Genomic DNA, 20,436 nt, shown 5'->3' with positions numbered 1-20,436 from the left:
GGGCCGCGGCCGGGTGGGAATGCCGCTTTACCGTATAATCTGTACCCCCTGTCCGTTCCAGACCGATACCCATGAACCAGCCCGCCAGCCGCCCCGCCTCCCAGACCGAAGCGCAATTGCGCGACATCCTGTCGCGCCGCATCATGTTCCTCGACGGGGCAATGGGCACGATCATCCAGCAATACAAGCTCGATGAAGCGGCCTACCGCGGCCAACGCTTCGCGGACTTCGCGGCACCGGCCGGCAGCGGCGCGCGCGAGCTGTTTGTGAAAGGGAACAACGAGCTGCTGAACCTGACGCAGCCGCACGTCATCCAGGAAATCCACGAACGCTACCTGGCAGCCGGCGCGGACCTGATTGAAACCAACACGTTCGGCGCTACCGGCATTGCCCAGGACGATTACCACATGGCGCATCTCGTCTACGAGATGAACCTGCAGGCCGCGAAGCTGGCCCGCGCGGCAGTCGACAAGTACAGCACGCCGGACAAGCCGCGTTTCGTGGCCGGCGCACTGGGCCCGACGCCGAAGACCGCGTCGATCTCGCCGGACGTGAACGATCCTGCTGCCCGCAATGTCACGTTCGACCAGCTGGTGACGTCGTATTACGAGCAGCTCGGCGCGCTGGTCGAGGGCGGTATCGACGTGGTGCTGGTGGAAACCATCTTCGATACGCTGAACTGCAAGGCGGCCCTGTTCGCGATCGACCAGTATTTCGACGACCATCCGGAACAGGAGCGGCTGCCGCTGATGATCTCCGGCACCGTCACCGATGCGTCCGGCCGCATCCTGTCCGGCCAGACCGTGCCGGCCTTCTGGAATTCGGTGCGCCACGCAAAGCCGCTGACCATCGGCCTGAACTGCGCACTGGGCGCGGCGCTGATGCGCCCGTACGCCGAAGAGCTGTCGCAGATCGCCGATACGTTCGTGTGCATCTACCCCAATGCCGGCCTGCCCAATCCGATGAGCGACACCGGCTTCGACGAATTGCCGGCCGATACGTCGGCGCTGCTGCGCGAGTTCGCCGATGCCGGTTTCATCAACATGGCCGGCGGCTGCTGCGGCACCACGCCGGACCATATCGCCGCCATCGTCGACCTGCTCAAGGACATGACGCCGCGCGCCCTGCCGCGCATTCCCGTGGCGCAGCGCCTGTCCGGCCTGGAGCCGTTCACGATCGACGACGACTCGCTGTTCGTCAACGTGGGCGAACGCACCAACGTCACCGGCTCGAAGGCATTCGCGCGCATGATCCTGAACGAGCAGTACGACGAAGCGCTGTCCGTCGCGCGCCAGCAGGTGGAGAACGGCGCCCAGGTCATCGACATCAACATGGACGAGGCCATGCTCGATTCGCAGGCGGCGATGACGCGCTTCCTGAACCTGATCGCTTCCGAGCCGGACATCTCGCGCGTGCCGATCATGATCGACTCGTCGAAATGGTCGGTCATCGAAGCCGGCCTGAAATGCGTGCAGGGCAAGTCCATCGTCAACTCGATCTCGATGAAGGAAGGCGAGGCGGAGTTCATCCGCCAGGCGCGCCTGTGCCGCCGCTACGGCGCCGCGGTGATTGTGATGGCGTTCGACGAAACGGGCCAGGCCGATACCTTCGAGCGCAAGATCGAGATCTGCGAGCGCGCCTACAAGGTGCTGACGGAAAAAGTGGGCTTCCCGGCCGAGGACATCATCTTCGACCCGAACATCTTCGCCGTCGCCACCGGTATCGACGAGCACAACAACTACGCGGTGGACTTCATCAACGCCACGCGCTGGATCAAGGACAACCTGCCGCACGCGAAGATCAGTGGCGGGGTGTCGAACGTCTCGTTCTCGTTCCGCGGCAACGACCCGGCGCGCGAAGCGATCCACACCGTGTTCCTGTACCACGCGATCAAGGCCGGCATGACGATGGGCATCGTCAACGCGGGCATGGTCGGCGTGTACGACGACCTGCCGGCCGAATTGAAGGAGCGCGTCGAGGACGTGGTGCTGAACCGCCGCCCCGACGCGACGGAACGCATGATCGAATTCGCCGGCACGCTGAAGGCCGGCGGCAAGCAGCAGGAAGCCAACCTCGAATGGCGCGAAGCGCCGGTGGAAAAGCGCCTGGCGCACGCGCTGGTGCACGGCATCACGCAGTGGATCACCGAGGATACCGAGGAAATGCGCCAGCAGGTGTTCAACAGCGGCGGCCGGCCGATCAACGTGATCGAAGGCCCGCTGATGGATGGCATGAACATCGTCGGCGACCTGTTCGGCCAGGGCAAGATGTTCCTGCCGCAGGTGGTGAAGTCGGCGCGCGTGATGAAGCAGGCCGTGGCCCACCTGATCCCGTACATCGAGGAAGAAAAGCTGGCCGAGGAACAGCGTACCGGCATCGTCGCGAAGCCGAAGGGCAAGATCGTCATCGCCACCGTCAAGGGCGACGTGCACGACATCGGCAAGAACATCGTCTCCGTGGTCCTGCAGTGCAATAACTTCGAAGTGGTGAACATGGGCGTGATGGTGCCCGCCTCCGAGATCCTGGCGCGCGCCAAGGTGGAGAATGCCGACATCATCGGCCTTTCGGGCCTGATCACGCCGTCGCTCGAGGAGATGGCGCACGTGGCCAAGGAAATGCAGCGCGACGAGCACTTCCGCATGCTGAAGATCCCGCTGCTGATCGGCGGCGCCACCACGAGCCGCGCGCACACCGCCGTGAAGATCGCCCACAACTACGACGGCCCGGTCGTGTATGTACCGGACGCGTCGCGCTCCGTCTCGGTGGCGCAGTCGCTGCTGACGCCCGAAGCGCGCGACCGCTACGTGCAGGAACTCGATACCGACTACGCGCGCATCCGCGAACAGCACGCCAACAAGAAGGCGCTGCCGACGGTGACGCTGGCGGCCGCCCGCGCGAACAAGGCCAGGCTGGACTTCGCACCGGTCCGGCCGAAGTTCGTGGGCCGCCGCCTGTTCCGCAACGTCGACCTCGCGCTGATCGCGCAATACATCGACTGGGGTCCGTTCTTCCAGACCTGGGACCTGGCCGGCCCGTTCCCGGCGATCCTGACCGACGAAGTGGTCGGCGAAGCGGCCACCAAGGTCTTCGAGGAAGGCCAGGCGCTGCTCAAACGCATCATCGAGGGCCGCTGGCTGACCGCCAACGGCACGGTCGCGCTGCTGCCGGCCAACAGCGTGAACGACGACGACATCGAGGTGTACACCGACGATACGCGCAGCGAAGTGGCATTCACCTATTACGGCCTGCGCCAGCAGGGCGTGAAGCCGGTGATTGACGGCGTGCAGCGCCCGAACCAGTGCCTGGCCGACTTCATCGCACCGAAGGCTTCGGGCGTGAAGGACTATCTCGGCATGTTCGCTGTCACGGCCGGCCTGGGCATCGAGAAGTACGAAAAGCGCTTCGAGGATGCCCACGACGATTACTCGTCGATCATGCTGAAATCCCTGGCCGACCGGCTGGCCGAAGCGTTCGCGGAATACCTGCACGAGCGCGTGCGCAAGGACCTGTGGGGCTATGCGGCGGACGAGCGGCTGACGAACGAGCAGATGATCCGCGAAGAATACGCGGGCATCCGCCCTGCCCCCGGTTACCCGGCCTGCCCGGAACACACGGTGAAGGCCGACCTGTTCCGCGTGACCGGCGCCGAGGAGATCGGCATGGAATTGACGGAATCGTTCGCGATGTTCCCCGGCGCCGCCGTGGCCGGCTTCTATTTCGCCCATCCACAGTCGAAGTACTTCACGGTCGGCAAGATCAACGAAGACCAGCTGAACGACATGGCCGCGCGCCGCGGCGTGCCGAAGGCCCAGCTGGAAAGCTGGCTGGCGCCCAACCTGTAAGACGGCCAACAGCCTGCCGGGGTGAAAACCGGGGACAGGCACCTGTTATTTTAAAACCGGGGACAGGCACCTGTTATTTTGCAACACGCGTGTTGCAAAATAACAGGTGCCTGTCCCCCTTTGGTTCTTCAGTTCTTCAGCCCTCCCGCGCTGCGGCGCTGAAACGCCATGCCGCCAGTGCGCCGAACAGCGCGGCAAACGCCAGCTGCACGCCGGCGCAGCGCAGCGCGGCTTCGATGCCGAGGCCGCGCCATGTCACCGCGTCGAGACCGTCGATCGCCCAGCGGGCCGGCACGGCCAGCGACACCTGCTGCAGCCATTCCGGGAAGATGAACGACGGCACCCACGCGCCGCCCAGCATTACGATCATCAGCGTGGCGAACGTGGCGATGCCGCGCGTCGCTTCCGGCGTGCGGCCCAGTGCGGCCACGAGGAGCCCGAACGTGGCCGTCATCAAGGCGAAACTCAGCGTGACGAGCACGAAGCCGGCCGGGTTGGTGATCGTGACGCCGAACAGCACGACGGCGCACAGGAAGATCGCCACCAGCAGGGCCGCCGCGATGATCGTGCCGGAGAGCAGCCGCGACAGCAGCACCTGCCCCTGCGTGACGGGCGCGGCCAGCAGCCGGCTCCAGATGCCGGAACGCCGTGCCGCCAGCAGGCCGATGCCCCAGTCCACCCCCATGAACAGGATGAACTGCACGCCCATGCCGGCAAACGAATGGGCGTAGGCATCGTAGACGGGGCCGGCGCTGACGGCTTCGTCGCGCATGGCGAACGGCATCCCCGCGCCCGCCGGCAGCGCCGCGCCCAGGCCGGAGGCCCGGCCCATCATGTCGGCATTCACATGCTGCATGGCGTGATGCGTCAGCAGCCCTTTCACCATCGCCAGCACGGCCGTCTGCGAAGGATCGAACAGCAGCGGCAGCGTGGGCGCGAGCGCCGTGCCGGTCAGGGCGCCGGAAGCGGCGTTGCCGAATCCCGGCGGGATGACCACGGCCACGGTTGCCTTGCCGGCGGCCACCCTTCCCCGCGCGGCGGCGAGCGGCAGTACCTGCACGCGCAGGTTCGAATCGGCCTGCAGGCTGGCCACGAGGTTCGCGGCCAGGACCGAGTCGTCCTGCAGCACGACGGCGATGTCGATCCTGCCGGTTTTGCCGTTGCCGGTGCCGCCGAACAGCGAGCCGAAGAACGCGGCCACGATGACCGGCACCAGCAGGTGGATCGCCAGCGCGCGGCGGTCGTTGACGTACAGGAGCAGGTCCTTGCGGATCAGGGCGAATAGGGCGGTCATCGTGGCTCCTTCAATCGCGCAGCGAGCGGCCGGTGAGATCGAGGAAGACGTCCTCGAGGCGCGCGCGGGCGGTGGCGAAATGCACCGGCACCTGGCCCCGGTCGCGCAGCCAGTCGAGCACGGCAACGGCCTGCGCGCCGTCCTGCAGCCGCACGTCCCATTCCGTGCCGCCGCCCTGCACCCCGGCCACGCCCGGCAATTGGGCAAGCCCGCCGGCCAGCTCGCCGGACAGCGGCGCCGCCAGGTCGACATGCAGCGCCGCGCGGGCCGGCAGCCGCGCGTACAGCGCCGCCGGGCTCTCGTCGGCCAGCACCCTGCCGTGGTCGATGATGACGACGTGATCGGCCAGCCGCTCGACTTCTTCCATATAGTGGCTGGTGTACACGAGCGCCGTGCCGGCGCGTTGCAGCGTCGCCAGCGTGTCGAAGATCGCGTTGCGGCTTTGCGGGTCGACGCCGACCGTCGGCTCGTCGAGGATCAGCAGGGCCGGCTCGTGCAAGAGCGCGGCGGCGATGTTCAGGCGCCGCTTCATGCCGCCCGAAAAGGTGGAGGGCCGGTCGCGTGCCCGGTCGACCAGGCCGACGAGTTCCAGCACCGCCGCGCAGCGTGCCGCCAGGGCGGCGTTCTTCAGGCCATACAGCGCGCCGAACAGCTTCAGGTTGTCGATCGCCGGCAGGTCGTCATACAGCGCCAGGTCCTGCGGCACCAGGCCGATATGGCGCCGCGTATCGTGATGGCGCGTGCCGACCGTCTCGCCATCCAGCAGCACCGTGCCGGCGTCGGCATCGAGGATGCCCGCGAGGATGCCGACAGTCGTCGATTTGCCGGCACCGTTCGGCCCCAACAGGCCCACCGTCTGGCCGCGCCGCACGTGGAACGACACATCGTCCACGGCGCGCCGCTTGCCGTAGGATTTCACCAGATTGCGCACATCGAGCAATACGTCCCGCATCGTTCTCCTCAATTGAAAACGGCACCGCGCCGCGATGCCGTCCTGTACTCGTGCCCCGCGCGCGGTCAGATCGCGTAGCGCACCACGTTGTCGCTCCACTCGAAGGCGGACATTTCCAGCTCCACCAGTTCCTCGGTGGACATCTCGAGGTCGAGCAGTACCGGCATGATGGCATCTTCCATGTCCTCGATGCGCTCGATGCATTCGGCCAGCTTCAGCAGCTCGCCGAAGAAGCCGGTGCGGTAGAGCAGCGCCTCGGCCACTTCGTCGCCGACCGCGATCTGGGTCAGCAATTCGGCCATCGGGATCGAGAACAGCGTATCCATCAGCGACATGATCCCCACCGTGAACGCGATGTCGGCCACATGACGGTGCGCCGGGCGCAGCTTGTGGGCCAGCAGCTCCAGCAGCCGGCCACGGGTGGTCGCCAGCATCAGCAGCGGGGTCTGGTGGCCACCGCGCTTGCCCGGTTCGGCATACAGCATGATCTGCAGCCAGCGCTGCAACTGTCGGCGGCCGAGGATCGTCACGGCCTGGCTCAGCGAATCGATGCGCTGCCGCGCCCCCACCGCCGGCGTGTTCACCAGGCGCAGCAGGTTGATCGCCAGCGAGGCATCGCGCTTGACCGCCCGTTCGATCTCGATATTGTCGGCGTCCGACACCACCAGCGTCATCAGCTCCATCACGGCCAGCTGCGACGGCGACAGCTTCTTGCCGCTCATGATGGCGGGCCTGGCGAAATAATAGCCCTGGAAATAATCGAAACCCAGGTCCAGGCATGCCGCGAATTCCTCGCGCGTTTCCACTTTTTCCGCGACCAGCCGTTTACCGTCTCCCCTCAGGCGGGCAGCCAGCGTGGCCAGCGCAGCGGGGCGCGTATCGACCGGCCAGCCGCGCATGCTCATCTTGACGAATTGCGTCATCGGCAGCATCGCCTGCAATTGCGCGCTGTCGCCGCGCACGTCGTCCAGTGCGAACTGGAAGCCGTGGCTGGCCAGGTCGGCCATCCGCGCCAGCACGGCAGGCGTCGGCTCCAGCGTCTCGACGATTTCCAGCACGATTTTCTCGCGGGGCAGGAAACCGAAGATGTCGCTGTTCAGCGCATGTTCGTCGACGTTGACGAAGCCCAGCCCGTCGCCGATGACCTTCTCCACGCCCAGCTGCGAGGCATGGGCGATCACGGCCGCGGTGGCGGAAAGTTCGCTGGTATCGATTTGCGCCGGCCCGACCGGGCCGTTACGAAACAGCAGCTCATAGCCGAACAGCGCACCGCTGCGGTCGAGAATGGGCTGGCGGCCGAGATAGAACTCGCGCACGCGCAGGCTGGGAGACAGGCTGGCGCCGGACAGGTCGATCATGGGAAAACGTTCTCTCTATTTTTTTGTTATTTTGACAGCCCCGGCGCCACAGGGGGCGGAAATATGTTTTTCTGAGGTAATCCATCCACAAAACACAGCATTTCCCCGGCTGCGCAAGCGGTCCAGCGCTCGTTCGTCGTCAGCGGTTGCGTGACGATGATGGCGACCCGGTCGTGCGGTGTGGTCACCTGCGAAAAATCCACCCGTACGTCTTCGTCGGACAGGATGGCGGTGTCGAACGGGTGCTGGCGCACCAGCCAGAACAGGTTGGTGGAGCAATGCGAAAACAGCGCCGAGCCATCGGAAAGCATCATGTTGAACGTGCCGTGGGCCGCGATGGCGGGTACCAGTTCGCCCAGCGCCGCGCCGAGATCGGCCAGTGCCGGGCGGGTATCGCCGAAGCGGCTGCGCAATTCCTGCAGCAGCCAGCAAAATGCCCGCTCGCTGTCGGTGGTGCCGACCGGGCGGTATGGGCCGTCGAGTACGGGATTGAATGCCTTCAGGTCGCCGTTATGGGCGAAGACCCAGTAACGGCCCCACAGCTCGCGCATGAACGGATGACAGTTCTCGAGCGCTACTTCGCCCTGCGTCGCCTTGCGGATGTGGGCAATGACATTGCGGGATTTGATCGGATAGGTCTTGATCAGCGTGGCCACCGGCGAATCGACGGCCCTCTGGTGATCGACGAAGTGGCGCACGCCGGCGCCTTCGAAAAACGCGATGCCCCAGCCATCGTGGTGGACATCGGTCTGGCCGCCGCGCAGGGCGAAGCCGGTAAAGCTGAACACAATGTCGGTCGGCACATTGCAGTTCATTCCCAGGAGTTGGCACATGGTATGACGTGGTAAGGTATTGCCGACCGTCACCTTACCACAGGTGCGCCACTGGGGATCCGGGCGCCGGATATGGTTCGCGGAAGGCGTTCAATGCAGCAGCACGGGTTGACTCATCAGTGAATCATAGTTGCCGAGGAATTCGTCGATCTCTTCCATCGTCGGTTCGTTGGCGATCAGCTGGTTGACGTCGCGCCGGAAGTTCTGCGCCAGTACGCCGGCAATGAAGATTTCGCGCTTGCCACCCTTGTCGACGATTTCATAGCCGCCAAAGCGCAAGGATTCGAGATCGCGATCCGGTCCGAACTCGACGACGCTGTACTGCTCGCTGTTGTAGATGAGGTTCATGTCGCTTCCTTCTCTCAAGGACGAAACCGGCGGGTTCCGTATTGTTGGGCTTTCCATTTCACTTTCGAGGTGGGGCTGTGGCAGCCCATTTCAAGAGGCGAGCCGGCGAAGTCAGGAAGCGAGGGCAGGTGCCGCGACGTCGTCGCACAGGGACAGCAGCGTATCGTAGGGCGGCGCTGACAACATGGCACGCAACTGTCCGACATGGGTGGCATCAGCCAGGCTGATAAAAAGCTGCGCCGGCGGGCGCCGCAAGAGACGATTCAATGTAACACGCAAAACCACGTTACCGGCGCAGCATAGGCAGCCGGGGGCGATGCGGTGCAATTGCACGCCCGCTGCATCGGCGAGCGGGGAATGCGGATCGGCCAGGCCTTCGATGACAATGGCCACTGGCTGGGAAGGGGCAGCGCCGGTGGCGGCGCTGCCGCCCACGTAAAGAGCGGCAAGGCGCGCCGCGATCGCGGTTTCACGATCGACGGCACGCCGGCCGGTCACCAACGTGGTAATGACGGGGGACGACAAATCAGGCTTGCTGGTTTTTCTTGGCGAGCTTGCCCGGCTCCACGCCCAGCTGCTTCAGCTTGCGATACAGGTGGGTGCGTTCCAGGCCCGTCTTTTCGGCCACGCGCGTCATGCTGCCGCCTTCGCGCCCCAGGTGGTGCTCGAAGTACATGCGCTCGAACGCGTCGCGCGCCTCGCGCAGCGGCAGGTCGAACGACAGGCTGAACATGTGGCCTTCGCCACCGCTGCCGCGCGCCACCGCGATGCCGTGCGCGCCCTGCGGCGGCAGGGGCGGCACGCCGAAGCTGGGCGGTGCCGCTTCCTCGACGGGCGGCAAGGCGGCCGGCCGCTGCGCCATCACGGGCGCGCGCACCACTTCCTGGCCGCGCGCCAGGCCGGCCTGCACCGCCTTCAGCAGCTTTTGCATGGCAATCGGCTTTTCGAGGAAATTGAGCGCGCCGATGCGGGTGGCCTCGACTGCGGTATCGATCGTCGCATGGCCGGACATCATGATGACCGGCATCGTCAGCAGGCCGTCGCGCTGCCACTCCTTCAGCAGCGTGACGCCGTCCGTATCCGGCATCCAGATGTCGAGCAGGACCAGGTCGGGGGCCCCGGCCGCGCGGGCCTGGCGCGCCTGCTGGGCGTTCTCCGCCAGCGTCACCGCATGCCCCTCGTCACCGAGGATTTCCGAGAGCAGCTCCCGGATACCCATTTCATCATCAACTACGAGAATGTTTGCCATCTATCCCTGCCCTTCTGTTCTTTTGCACCGGTTGCCCGGCATTGTGCTGGTCGTGACAACGATTTTATGTGTCCTTCAATATTATGCCAACTGCACCGGTGCCAACTTTAACAGCAAAATCAGTACCGAAGCGCCACAACCGTCCGGATGGTTCTGGATGTCGATGCGCCCGCCATGCTCGTCGACGATCTTCTTCACCATGGCCAGGCCCAGGCCCGTGCCGCGCGCTTTCGACGTCACGTACGGTTCGAAGGCGCGCGCCAGGATCTTCGGCGCGAAGCCCGGGCCATTGTCCGAGATCGACAGCCGCACCGCGATGCGCGTGCCGCCGTCGGCACTCTGGTAGTGGATCGCCTCGGTGACGACGTCGACGCGCGGCGCGCGGCTGCCGTCGAGCACCTCGGGCAGGTCGGCCAGCGCATCCTGGGCGTTCTGCAGCAGGTTGTGGATCACCTGCCGCAGCTGGGTTTGGTCGCCCATCACCATCGGCAGGTACGGCGCCAGGTGCGGGTGGATGATGTCGTTGCCGTCGCCGGCCACGTACAGGTGCAGGATTTCCTCGACCAGGTCGTTCAGGTCGAGCGGTTCGAGCTGGGCCGGCGGCGTGCGCGCGTAATCGCGGAAGTCGTCGACCATCCGCTTCATCGCCGCCACCTGGTTGACGATGGTGCCGGCGCTCTTGTTGAGCAACTCCACGTCGGCCGGCCCCAGCTTGCTTTCGAGCTTCATCTGCAGCCGCTCGGCCGACAGCTGGATCGGCGTCAGCGGATTCTTGATCTCGTGCGCCAGCCGGCGCGCCACCTCGCCCCAGGCGATCGAACGCTGCGCGGAAATCACGTCGGTAATATCGTCGAACACCACGATGTAGCCGCCGCCGCCTTCCAGCGGCAGGCGCGAGCCGCGCGTCAGCAGGATCAGGTCGCTGTCGTCCGGGTTGCTGGCCAGGCGCGGGATTTCGATCTGGCGCTGCCAGTGCAGGCGCTGCACGTTGCGGCCGGCGGCCGACTGCGCGCTCTGGGCGGAAAACGCGGCAATCACGGCGCCGGCGAATTCGTGCATGCCGTCCACGTCGGCCAGCGGCTTGCCGATCAGCGTCACGCCGGCCTTCTGCAGGATCCGTTCGACCGAGTCGTTGCAGGTCACGAGCCGGAATTCCGAGTCCAGCACCATCACGCCGGCGGACATGTTGGCCAGCACCGATTCCAGGTGGGCCTTGGCGTTCTGCAGCGCGATGCGGTTGCGCTCCACCGCGCTGCGCGCCTCGGAGAGCTGGCGCGTCATCGTGTTGAAACTCTGGGTCAGCGTGCCCAGTTCGTCGGAACTGGCGACGATCGGGCGCGGCGACAGGTCGCCCTCGGCCACCGCGCGGGTGCCCTCGGCCAGCAGCAGCAGCGGCTGTGCCAGGTCATTGGCGATGAGGAAGGCGGCGGCGATCGCGCCGAACACGGCCAGCAGCAGCGTCAGCGTCAGCGTGTAGATGTACATGTTGCGCAAGCCGCGGCGGGCCACGTAGCGCTCCTTGTATTCGCTGTAGGCGGTGCGCAGCATTTCGCCGTCGTTCGCCAGCTGCGGCGCGACGGCCTGGATGATCTGCAGGTAGCGCGGCGCGAGGCGCCCGCCGGATGGCTGCACCGGGTCCGGCACCGGCATCAGCACGCGCAGTCGCAGCACGTTGTTGGGATCGGGCAGCGTAGCGGTCGTGCGTTCGTCGCGCGCTTCGCTGCCACCCTCGGGCACCGCGTACGGCGGCTCCTGCTGCGCCTTGGCCATCATGGCGGCGCTCGGCAGGTCGCCGGACAGGTTGGTACGGCGCTCGCCGATGGCGGACACGACCAGGCCGCCTTCAGCGTCGACGATGATCGCGCTCTGCGTGCGCGGGTGTTCCTTGACGAAGCGCGCCAGCGCCGACGGCGCCGCGTAGAACGGCAGCGCCGCCAGTTCCTGCGCCGTCTTGTCGGCCTCCACCTTCAGCTCCGTCAGCGACGCGTCCAGCGCCGAGCGGCCCAGGTCCAGGCCGGCCTCCAGCGCCTCCTCGACGCGCACGTTGAACCACGAGTCGATCGAATGCGACACGAACTGCACGGAAACCAGGAAGATCACGAGCCCCGGCAGCACGCCGATGGCGGCGAACAGCATCACCAGCCGCGTCATCAGCCGCGAGCCGAACTTGCCGCTCTTGTAGCGTGAATACAGCCGGAACAGGGAAACGCCGACCAGCAGCAGCAGCGCGACGGCCACCGCCGCATTCAGGCCCAGCAGCCAGGAATAATGCCGCTCGAAGAACCCGGAACTGTCGGAAGCGGACGCCAGCAGGAACAGCAGGATGCTGCACACGGCGCCTGCAACGACGAACAGATACCGCAATGCCTTGGTCACTTACTCCGCCCTGTACTGGAAGGTTCTCTTTTGCGAAGCCAGGTTCCAGTCGCGGTTGTTGAAGGCATTCACCTGGATCGGCTTGGGCAGGTAATCGCGGTCCATGCCCATGCTGAGAGTGACGTTGTAGATTTCGCCCACCTTCAGCGCGCCGCGCGGCGCCACCACCCAGCGCGTCGGCCGGCGGATGAAGAAGAGCGCGTCCTCCAGCGAATCGAAATTCTGCCGCACGCTGCCTTCGATGCGCACGTGGTACTGGCGCGTCAGCACATCATACCAAAGCTTGTGGGTGCGCCTGGCGGTCACCGCCTTCTCGTCGAACCAGTACCAGCGCGGCCGCGTGAACGTGATCTGCGTCGCGAAGTTCAGCGCCACGCCATATTGCAGCGCATCTTCCAGCCCGTGATTCAGGTCGAACGAGTACGCGGCGGACAAGCGGTAGCCCTCTTCCGCCGCTTCGATGTAAGCGCGGGTGATTTCGACGGTTCCTTCCGCACGGGCAGCCTGCGGCAGGGCGCAGGCCAGCATCAGCAGCATTTGCCAGCAGAGGAATCGAACGAATCGGGGGATCACTTGCGCTTGTATGTGGTTAGGGCCGAAAACAGGAGCCAGGAACTTGACGCAGCGGTGATACAGCAAATGCACCCCGCTGGCTGGCCGGAATTGCTACGCATCCCCTGAAGTCATGCTTCTGCGGATCATGTATCCGCAACTTCATGCATCCTTCTGGAACAACGCGTAAAACAGTCCATCGTGATCCTGTTCGGCACCGCCCGCAGGCAGCAGCTGACCGGGCGCATCGAGTCGCGTGGCGCGATTGCGCACCGCGAAAGCGGCCGCCTGCGCCTCGGATTCCTGCGGCCACAACGAACATGTCACGAACAGCAATTTACCATTGGGCTGCAGCATCTGCCAAAGATTGTCGAGAATTTGCGCGGAAAGTGTTGCAAGTTGGAGCGTATCGCCCTTGCGGCGCAGCCAGCGGATATCCGGGTGGCGGCGCACGATGCCGGACGCCGTGCAGGGCACGTCGGCCAGGATGCGGTCGAACGGCTGCCCGTCCCACCAGTCGCGGCCCTGGGCCCCGGCCGCCCGCAGCGTGGCCGACAGTTCCAGCCGGTCCAGGTTCTCCTGCACGCGGGCCAGCCGCTGCGGGTCGACGTCCAGCGCGGTAACGTCCGCGTCGGCCAGTTCGAGGATGTGGCCGGTCTTGCCGCCGGGTGCGGCGCACGCGTCCAGCACGCGCATGCCGTCATGGACATCGAGCAGTTGCGCGGCGAGCTGGGCGGCGGCATCCTGCACCGACACGAGACCGCTGTCGAAGCCGGGAATCAGGTGCACCCCGACCGGCTTGTCCAGCCTTACCGCGGACGGGCCGATGCGGCGCGCGCCGATGCCGGCCTGCGCCAGCTGCTCCAGGTAAGCCTCGACCGTGCCCTTGCGGGTATTCACGCGCAATGTCAGCGGCGGCGCCACGTTGCCGGCCTCGAGCACCTGCTGCCACTCCTGGGGATACGCCGTGATGGCCGCATCGACCCACCATTGCGGGTAGTTCCAGCGCGCCTGCGGCTGTTGCAGCACGTCGGCCAGCAGCGCTTCGCGTTCGCGCAGGAAGCGGCGCAGCAGCGCGTTGACCATGCCTTTCGCCCGCACGGTATCCGGGTGGGCGCCGGCCGCGGTCACGGCCTGGTCGACGACGGTGAAGGCTTCGTACGGCGCCGGGCCATCCTCGCCCGCCCCCATCAGCGGCAGCGCGGCGGCCAGCAGCGCGCCGACCAGCGGATCGGGCGCCTTCGGCGCCATCGCGGCCACCAGTGCTTCGCTGCGGCCCAGCTGGCGCATCGCGCGGTAGGCCACGTCCTGGATCGCGCCGCGCGCCTGCGGCGTGGCGGCGGGATTGGCGAACGCGCCGGCCAGCGCCTGAGGCAGCGCCATGCCGGCGCGGACCTGCACCACGGCGGTCGCCGCACCCAGCAGCGCGAAGGCCAGCGAATCGGCTTTCAGCTCGGCCTGGAATTCCGTTTGCAGCCGCGGCTTCAGGTCGCGGTGGTGGCTGGCGCGCGGGCCGGACGGCGCTTCGGACCGGGCCCGGCGTTGCTCGTCCATGGGTTGTTTGTCCCTGGGTTGCTCGTCCCTTGCTTGCTCTCCCTGACGGGATTCGGCCTTGCGCGCCGCGCCCTTGGGCCGCGTGGCGTCCCAGGGCCCCGATGCGGCCACGGGCCGCGAAGCCGGCTGCGGGCGCCCGGCCGGCGCGGCGGCGGGCGCGACCCGCTGCGCGGCGTCCGGCGCGGCCGGCTTGACAGCGGGCCGCGCCACCGGTTTCCCGGCAGGCTTGCCTCCCGGTTGAGCGGCGCCGGCGGTTTTGGCGGCCGCCGGCTTGCGGGCGGCCGGCTTTTTCGTGGCCGGGGCTGGCTTATTCTTCAGCGACAGCGTCGGGCGCTTGTTCATCGTGTACTTTCGTGGTGCTCTGTCAAGGGCAGGATTGTAGCAGTGCAGCGACTTCCGGACGGCACTTGTCAATTATCAAAGGGGAACGCAAACCGGTATAATGTCCGATCTTCGAGACGCGTTTTGCGCGTTTTTTACACCGATTTACTTCCGTCCAGATCCGACCGAATCCGCCATGCTCGCCCAACAAAAACAACAGATCGCCGCCCTGTTCCAGGCCGCCCTCGCCCCGCTCCTGGAAGGCACTTCCGTGACCGCCAACGTGGTGCTCGAGCGCCCGCGCGACCCGGCGCATGGCGACGTCGCCTGCAACATCGCCATGCAACTGGCGAAGCAGCTGAAAATGAACCCGCGCGAGCTGGCCACGAAAATCGTCGGCGCGCTGCTGGAGAACCCCGACGGCAAGGCGCTGGTCGCCTCGGCCGACATCGCCGGCCCCGGCTTCATCAACCTGCGCGTGGCCGACGCGGCCAAGCAGGCCGTCGTCAAGGCCGTGCTGGCGCAGGGCGCCGTCTACGGCCGCAGCGAAGCCGGCGCCGGCAAGAGCGTGATCATCGAGTTCGTGTCGGCCAATCCGACCGGCCCGCTGCACGTCGGCCATGGCCGCCAGGCGGCACTGGGCGACGCGCTGTCGTCGCTGTTCGAGGCGCAGGGCTTCGGCGTGACCCGCGAGTTCTATTACAACGATGCGGGCGTGCAGATCCACACGCTGGCCACCTCCACGCAGGCGCGCGCCCGCGGCTTCAAGCCGGGCGATGCCGAGTGGCCCGAACCGGCCTACAACGGCGACTACATCGCCGACATCGCCGCCGACTTCCTGCTGAAGAAGACCGTCTCGGCCAGCGATGGCGCCCCCGTCACCGCTTCCGGCGACGTGGACGACCTGGAATCGATCCGCGCCTTTGCCGTGACCTACCTGCGCAACGAGCAGGACATCGACCTGCAGGCCTTCGGCGTCAAATTCGATAACTATTACCTGGAATCGTCGCTGTACAAGGACGGCAAGGTGGAAGCGGCGGTCGGCGCGCTGGTGGCCAACGGCCACACGTACGAGGACGGCGGCGCGCTGTGGCTGCGCACCACCGACTACGGCGACGACAAGGACCGCGTGATGCGCAAGACCGACGGCACCTTCACGTACTTCGTGCCGGACGTGGCCTACCACATCGTCAAGTTCCAGCGCGGCTTCACCCAGGCGATCAACGTGCAGGGCTCCGACCACCACGGCACCATCGCCCGCGTGCGCGCCGGCCTGCAGGCGGTCGGCATGGGCATCCCGCAGGGCTACCCGGACTACGTGCTGCACAAGATGGTCACCGTGATGAAGGATGGCGCCGAGGTGAAGATCTCCAAGCGCGCCGGTTCGTACGTGACCGTGCGCGACCTGATCGAGTGGTCCGGCGGCGGCGACATCGCCAGGGGCCGCGACGCCGTGCGCTTCTTCCTCATCTCGCGCAAGGCCGATACCGAATTCGTGTTCGACGTCGACGTGGCGCTGAAGACCAATGACGAGAACCCGGTGTATTACGTGCAGTATGCGCATGCGCGCATCTGCTCCGCGCTGGCGAACTGGGGTGGCGACGAAGCGCAGCTGGCCGATGTCGACCTGTCGCTGCTGACCCAGCCGCATGAAGCCAGCCTGCTGGCCAAGCTGGCGGAATACCCGGAAATGCTGCAGCGCGCCCAGGCCGAGCTGGGCCCGCACCAGGTCGCGTTCTACCTGCGCGACCTGGCCAGCGAACTGCACAGCTACTACTTCGCGCACAAATGGCTGCTCGACGACGACGAAGCGCTGAAGCTGGCCCGCCTGGCGCTGGCGCTCGCCACCCGCCAGGTGCTGCGCAACGGCCTGGCACTGATCGGCGTATCCGCGCCGGAGAAAATGTAAGACGATCTGAAAAGGACTTCCCGCACAATGAGTTTCCGCTCTTCCCCCCGGCTGCCGCTGCGCCAGCAGGGCAGCACGCTGGTCGGCATCATCATCGGTCTCGTCATCGGCCTGGTCATCGCGGTGATCGTGGCGCTGATGATCACCAAGGGGCAGTCCCCGTTCACCGAACGCACGGCGCGCGCCAGCAAGCCGGCCGAATCCTCCGGCCAGATCGCCGATCCGAACAAGCCGATGTACGGCAACCGCGAAGCGGCGCGTAGCGCCAACCGCGACTTCGAACGCGAGCAGAAGCAGGCGCCGCAGGAAGACCGGCAGCCGGCGCCGGCCGCCGATCCGCTGCAAGCCGTGGTGGACCGGATCCAGAACGGCGCCGAGCAGAAAGCCGCGGCACCGGCTGCACCGGTACCGCCGAATACGGCCGCGCCACCGACCCAGTCGGCCGCCCCGGCGCCTTCCCCGGCCGGTGAAGACAAGTGGGTGTATTACCTGCAGGCCGGCGCCTACCGAGAAACAGCCGATGCCGAAGCCGTGCGCGCCAAGCTGGCGCTGCTGGGCTTCGAAGCCTCCGTGACCGACCGCACCACCGATTCGGGCGTGCTGCACCGCGTGCGCGTGGGCCCGTTCACGCAGGTCGAGACCATGAACAAGGTCCGCAGCAAGCTGTCCGAAAACGGCGTCGACGTCGCCGTGGTCCGCAACCAGAAATGATGGAGCGAATGTTGGAGAATCTATGCGCTTACTGAAACAGATCCTGTCCGCCACCGTGTTTTGCGCAGTCGGCCTGGCCTTTGCCGGCGGCGCGGCCGCATCGCCCGCCGCGCCGAAGGAAGGCGCCGAGTACAAGGCGCTGCCTGCGCCGCAGCCGACCGACACCGGCAAGAAGGTGGAAGTGATCGAGTTCTTCGCGTACTGGTGCCCGCACTGCCACACGTTCGACCCGATCCTCTCGGCCTGGGTGAAGAAACAGGGCGACAACATCGTCTTCAAGCGCGTACACGTGCCATACAACGAGCGCCTGGCGCCGCAGCAGAAGCTGTACTACGCGCTCGAATCGCTCGGCCTGGCCGACGCGCTGCAGGCGAAGGTACTGGCCGCGCTGCATGGTGGCGGCCAGCGGTTCACCAGCGACGACGAAGTCTTCGACTGGGTGGCGCAGAACGGCGTCGACAGGCAGAAGTTCATCGATGCGTACCGCTCGTTCGGCGTGGCCGGCAAGGTGCGCCGTTCGTCCGCGCTGATGGAGAACTACAAGGTCGAGTACTGGCCGCTGATCATCGTCGACGGCCGCTGGCAGGCGTCGCCGAGCCTGACGGGCGAGGCCAACAAGAACCTGACCACCGAAGCCGCGCAGCAGCAGGCCACCACGCAGGTGCTCGACTTCCTGGTAGCAAAGGCAAAGGCCGAGAAGAAGTAGTGACCGTTACTGTGGCCGATACTGTGGCCGATACTGTGGCCGATACCTTGGCCGGCGCGGTAGCCGAAACTGCGGCCTCCAGCGGGCCGCGCGTCTTCATCACGGGCGCTTCGAGCGGTATCGGTGCGGCCCTGGCGGTGCGCTATGCCCGGGATGGTGCCACCATCGGGCTGTTTGCGCGCCGCGAAACGGCGCTGCGCGAACTGGCCGCCTCGCTTCCCTCTTCCAGCCAGCACCGCATCTATGCCGGCGACGTCTGCGACCATGCGGCGCTTGCCGCCGCGGCGCACGACTTCATCGCCCATGCGGGCGGCATCGACATCGTGATCGCCAATGCCGGCATCTCGCACGGCACCCTGACCGAAGTGGCGGAAGACCTGCCGGTATTCGAAGCCATCATCGCCACCAACGTCACCGCCACGGTAGCCACGTTCGCTCCGTTCATCGAGGCGATGCGCGAGCAGGGCCACGGCACGCTCGTCGGCATCGCCAGCGTGGCCGGCGTGCGCGGACTGCCCGGTGGCGGCGGCTACAGCGCGTCGAAGGCTGCCGTCGTCACGTATTGCGAAGCGCTGCGCCTGGAAATGCGCCGCCACGGCATCCGCGTGGTGACCATCGCGCCCGGCTATATCGACACGCCGATGACGCGGCAGAACAAGTACCATATGCCGTTCCTGATGGCGCCGGAACGCTTCGCCGACCGGGCGGTACGGGCCATCGGCGGCGGCGTGCGCTACCGCGTGATCCCGTGGCAGATGGGGGTCGTGGCGAAGCTGCTGCGCTGGCTGCCGGACGCGCTGTATGATCTCGCCTTTGCCCGCGCGCCCCGCAAGGCGCGCAAGAGCGCACCATGAACGATTCCACTGCCCTCCTCGACGCCGCCAGGATCGGCGCACGCTGCGCCACCAGCGCTTCCCACGTCGCCATCGAAGCGGTGCCGCAGACGGGTTCCACCAATGCCGACCTGCTGGCGCGGCTGCCTGCCGGCGAGCTGTCCGGCCCTGTACTGCGCATCGCCGAGGTACAGACCGCGGGCCGTGGCCGCGCCGGCCGGCCGTGGCTGTCGGCAGCCGGCGCATCGCTGACGTTCTCGCTGGCGTGGCCGTTCAAGGGGCCGCTGCACCGCCTGGCCGGGCTGCCGCTGGCGGTCGGCGTGGCGCTGGCCGAAACGGTCACATCGCTGGACGTGCCGGTGCAGTTGAAATGGCCGAACGACCTGATGAAGGATGGCGCCAAGCTGGCCGGCATCCTCGTTGAAACGGGTACCGCGCCGGATGGCACGCCGTGGGCCGTGATCGGCTGCGGCATGAACCTGACGATGCCGGACGAGATGGAGGCAGCCATCGGGCGCGCGGTATCGTCGGCGCCCTGGCTGGCGCGGATGGACCGCAACGAACTGGTGGCGCTGCTGCTGTCGCGCCTTGCCGCGGTGCTGGCGGAGTTCGACGACACCGGCTTTGCGCCGTTCCGCGACCGGTGGAACGCGCTGCAGGCCTGGCGCGGCCAGCCCGTGAATATCCTCGACAACGGCAGCGTGGTGCAGCAGGGACTGGCCGCCGGTGTCGACGACGCCGGCCGGCTGCTGCTCGATACGCCGGCCGGCCGCGTGGCGGTACTGTCCGGCGACGTTTCGCTGAGGCTCGCATGAGCGCTGGCGCCGGTACCTGGCTCGTGATCGATGCCGGCAACACCCGCGTCAAGTGGGCGCTGGCCGATGCCGGCGCACCCGTGGGTCGGTGGCGCCTGCAGGGCGCGATGGCGCAAGGCATGCTCGATACGCTGATCGACACCTGGCGCGAGGCGGGCCTCGAGCCTGCGCGCGTGCTGGCGGCCAACGTGGCGGGCGGCGCCGTGCGCGCGGCGATCGAAGGCGCGCTGCGGGTCTGCGCGCCGGATGCCGCGGTCGAATGGTTCGCCTCCGTGCCGTCGCGCGCGGGCATCCGGAACGGCTATGCCAATCCCGCGCAACTGGGCTGCGACCGCTTTGCCGCCGCCATCGGCGCACGCGCGCTGGCGCCGGGGCAGGACCTGGTCATCGCCAATTGCGGCACGGCGACCACCGTCGATGCGATCACGGCGGATGGCGCCTTCATCGGCGGCATGATCCTGCCCGGGCTGCGGCTGATGTCCGGCGCGCTCGCGCGCAATACGGCGCAATTGCCGCAGATCGATGCGGACACCGCTTTGCCTGCCACGTTCGCCGACAATACCCATGACGCCATCCTGTCCGGCTGCCTGGCGGCGCAGGCCGGCGCGATCGAGCGCGCGATTGCCGCGCACGGCGGCGCGCCATGTATCATTTCCGGCGGAGCCGCTCCACTGATCGCCCCGGTACTGACGGTACCGGCGCGCCACGTGGACAATATCGTGATGCTCGGCCTGCACGCGGCGCTGCTGGACGGGGGAATGGACCAGACATGCTGAGTTTGCG

At 66.8% G+C, this 20,436-nt stretch carries 17 protein-coding genes; 7 read left to right on the top strand and 10 right to left on the bottom strand.

Going from position 1 to position 20,436, the window contains the following annotated elements; translation table 11 throughout:
- Window positions 1-71: 71 nt before the first annotated feature.
- Window positions 72-3,842, top strand: coding sequence for a methionine synthase (gene metH, locus FHS02_RS26740; protein ID WP_137316088.1), 3,771 nt, complete (start codon window positions 72-74; stop codon window positions 3,840-3,842).
- A 136-nt stretch (window positions 3,843-3,978) separates the two neighbouring features.
- Here metH and FHS02_RS26735 read toward each other — a convergent pair whose 3' ends face one another.
- From FHS02_RS26735 to rsmB, 10 genes are all read right to left on the bottom strand, one after another.
- On the bottom strand, window positions 3,979-5,136 hold the full coding sequence (locus FHS02_RS26735; RefSeq protein ID WP_137316087.1) for an ABC transporter permease: 1,158 nt from the start codon (window positions 5,134-5,136) through the stop codon (window positions 3,979-3,981).
- A 10-nt stretch (window positions 5,137-5,146) separates the two neighbouring features.
- Window positions 5,147-6,088 carry an ABC transporter ATP-binding protein gene (locus FHS02_RS26730; RefSeq protein ID WP_137316086.1) on the bottom strand — a complete coding sequence of 314 codons (942 nt, stop codon included), beginning with the start codon at window positions 6,086-6,088 and terminating at the stop codon, window positions 5,147-5,149.
- Window positions 6,089-6,153: 65 nt separating this feature from the next.
- Window positions 6,154-7,446 carry an EAL and HDOD domain-containing protein gene (locus FHS02_RS26725; protein ID WP_137316085.1) on the bottom strand — a complete coding sequence of 431 codons (1,293 nt, stop codon included), beginning with the start codon at window positions 7,444-7,446 and terminating at the stop codon, window positions 6,154-6,156.
- Between the two features lie 26 nt (window positions 7,447-7,472).
- Window positions 7,473-8,279, bottom strand: a complete 807-nt coding sequence (locus tag FHS02_RS26720; protein WP_137316084.1) for a class II glutamine amidotransferase — start codon at window positions 8,277-8,279, stop codon at window positions 7,473-7,475.
- A 90-nt stretch (window positions 8,280-8,369) separates the two neighbouring features.
- Entirely contained in the window at window positions 8,370-8,627 is a 258-nt protein-coding gene (locus FHS02_RS26715; RefSeq protein WP_130186215.1) for a BTH_I0359 family protein, read from the bottom strand.
- A gap of 111 nt (window positions 8,628-8,738) precedes the next feature.
- A complete protein-coding gene (locus FHS02_RS26710) occupies window positions 8,739-9,152 on the bottom strand; it encodes a GTPase (RefSeq protein ID WP_137316083.1) in 414 nt (137 codons plus the stop codon).
- 1 nt (window position 9,153) lies between these two features.
- Window positions 9,154-9,876, bottom strand: coding sequence for a response regulator (locus FHS02_RS26705; protein ID WP_137316082.1), 723 nt, complete (start codon window positions 9,874-9,876; stop codon window positions 9,154-9,156).
- 81 nt (window positions 9,877-9,957) lie between these two features.
- Window positions 9,958-12,252 carry a sensor histidine kinase gene (locus tag FHS02_RS26700; RefSeq protein ID WP_137316081.1) on the bottom strand — a complete coding sequence of 765 codons (2,295 nt, stop codon included), beginning with the start codon at window positions 12,250-12,252 and terminating at the stop codon, window positions 9,958-9,960.
- Window positions 12,253-12,789, bottom strand: coding sequence for a DUF4390 domain-containing protein (locus FHS02_RS26695; protein WP_137316080.1), 537 nt, complete (start codon window positions 12,787-12,789; stop codon window positions 12,253-12,255).
- A gap of 177 nt (window positions 12,790-12,966) precedes the next feature.
- Window positions 12,967-14,358, bottom strand: a complete 1,392-nt coding sequence (gene rsmB, locus FHS02_RS26690) for a 16S rRNA (cytosine(967)-C(5))-methyltransferase RsmB (RefSeq protein ID WP_137317663.1) — start codon at window positions 14,356-14,358, stop codon at window positions 12,967-12,969.
- Between the two features lie 517 nt (window positions 14,359-14,875).
- Between rsmB and argS the strand changes: the two genes are divergently transcribed.
- The 6 genes from argS to FHS02_RS26660 are packed head-to-tail and all read left to right on the top strand — an operon-like array spanning window position 14,876 to window position 20,429.
- On the top strand, window positions 14,876-16,588 hold the full coding sequence (gene argS, locus FHS02_RS26685; protein ID WP_137316079.1) for an arginine--tRNA ligase: 1,713 nt from the start codon (window positions 14,876-14,878) through the stop codon (window positions 16,586-16,588).
- Between the two features lie 27 nt (window positions 16,589-16,615).
- A complete protein-coding gene (locus FHS02_RS26680; RefSeq protein ID WP_137316078.1) occupies window positions 16,616-17,299 on the top strand; it encodes an SPOR domain-containing protein in 684 nt (227 codons plus the stop codon).
- A 22-nt stretch (window positions 17,300-17,321) separates the two neighbouring features.
- Complete coding sequence (locus tag FHS02_RS26675) at window positions 17,322-18,005, top strand: thiol:disulfide interchange protein DsbA/DsbL (RefSeq protein ID WP_137316077.1); 684 nt, start codon at window positions 17,322-17,324, stop codon at window positions 18,003-18,005.
- Between the two features lie 47 nt (window positions 18,006-18,052).
- On the top strand, window positions 18,053-18,859 hold the full coding sequence (locus tag FHS02_RS26670; protein ID WP_137317662.1) for an SDR family oxidoreductase: 807 nt from the start codon (window positions 18,053-18,055) through the stop codon (window positions 18,857-18,859).
- Window positions 18,856-19,653, top strand: a complete 798-nt coding sequence (locus tag FHS02_RS26665) for a biotin--[acetyl-CoA-carboxylase] ligase (RefSeq protein ID WP_137316076.1) — start codon at window positions 18,856-18,858, stop codon at window positions 19,651-19,653. The genes FHS02_RS26670 and FHS02_RS26665 overlap by 4 nt, the downstream gene beginning before the upstream one ends.
- Complete coding sequence (locus FHS02_RS26660; RefSeq protein ID WP_137316075.1) at window positions 19,650-20,429, top strand: type III pantothenate kinase; 780 nt, start codon at window positions 19,650-19,652, stop codon at window positions 20,427-20,429. The genes FHS02_RS26665 and FHS02_RS26660 overlap by 4 nt, the downstream gene beginning before the upstream one ends.
- Window positions 20,430-20,436: the final 7 nt, after the last annotated feature.

This window comes from Pseudoduganella umbonata (assembly GCF_014192225.1).
GTDB lineage: Bacteria > Pseudomonadota > Gammaproteobacteria > Burkholderiales > Burkholderiaceae_D > Rugamonas > Rugamonas umbonata.
The sequence above is the reverse complement of the archived record's forward strand: the minus strand, read 5'-3'. Positions and strand labels throughout refer to the sequence as shown.

Excerpts from the sequence above, each read along its gene's own strand:
- metH (WP_137316088.1), top strand. The coding sequence starts at position 72 with ATGAACCAGCCCGCCAGCCGCCCCGCCTCCCAGACCGAAGCGCAATTG.
- FHS02_RS26735 (WP_137316087.1), bottom strand. The coding sequence starts at position 5,136 with ATGACCGCCCTATTCGCCCTGATCCGCAAGGACCTGCTCCTGTACGTC.
- FHS02_RS26730 (WP_137316086.1), bottom strand. The coding sequence starts at position 6,088 with ATGCGGGACGTATTGCTCGATGTGCGCAATCTGGTGAAATCCTACGGC.
- FHS02_RS26725 (WP_137316085.1), bottom strand. The coding sequence starts at position 7,446 with ATGATCGACCTGTCCGGCGCCAGCCTGTCTCCCAGCCTGCGCGTGCGC.
- FHS02_RS26720 (WP_137316084.1), bottom strand. The coding sequence starts at position 8,279 with ATGTGCCAACTCCTGGGAATGAACTGCAATGTGCCGACCGACATTGTG.
- FHS02_RS26715 (WP_130186215.1), bottom strand. The coding sequence starts at position 8,627 with ATGAACCTCATCTACAACAGCGAGCAGTACAGCGTCGTCGAGTTCGGA.
- FHS02_RS26705 (WP_137316082.1), bottom strand. The coding sequence starts at position 9,876 with ATGGCAAACATTCTCGTAGTTGATGATGAAATGGGTATCCGGGAGCTG.
- FHS02_RS26695 (WP_137316080.1), bottom strand. The coding sequence starts at position 12,789 with ATGCTGCTGATGCTGGCCTGCGCCCTGCCGCAGGCTGCCCGTGCGGAA.
- rsmB (WP_137317663.1), bottom strand. The coding sequence starts at position 14,358 with ATGGACGAGCAACGCCGGGCCCGGTCCGAAGCGCCGTCCGGCCCGCGC.
- argS (WP_137316079.1), top strand. The coding sequence starts at position 14,876 with ATGCTCGCCCAACAAAAACAACAGATCGCCGCCCTGTTCCAGGCCGCC.
- FHS02_RS26680 (WP_137316078.1), top strand. The coding sequence starts at position 16,616 with ATGAGTTTCCGCTCTTCCCCCCGGCTGCCGCTGCGCCAGCAGGGCAGC.
- FHS02_RS26675 (WP_137316077.1), top strand. The coding sequence starts at position 17,322 with ATGCGCTTACTGAAACAGATCCTGTCCGCCACCGTGTTTTGCGCAGTC.
- FHS02_RS26665 (WP_137316076.1), top strand. The coding sequence starts at position 18,856 with ATGAACGATTCCACTGCCCTCCTCGACGCCGCCAGGATCGGCGCACGC.
- FHS02_RS26660 (WP_137316075.1), top strand. The coding sequence starts at position 19,650 with ATGAGCGCTGGCGCCGGTACCTGGCTCGTGATCGATGCCGGCAACACC.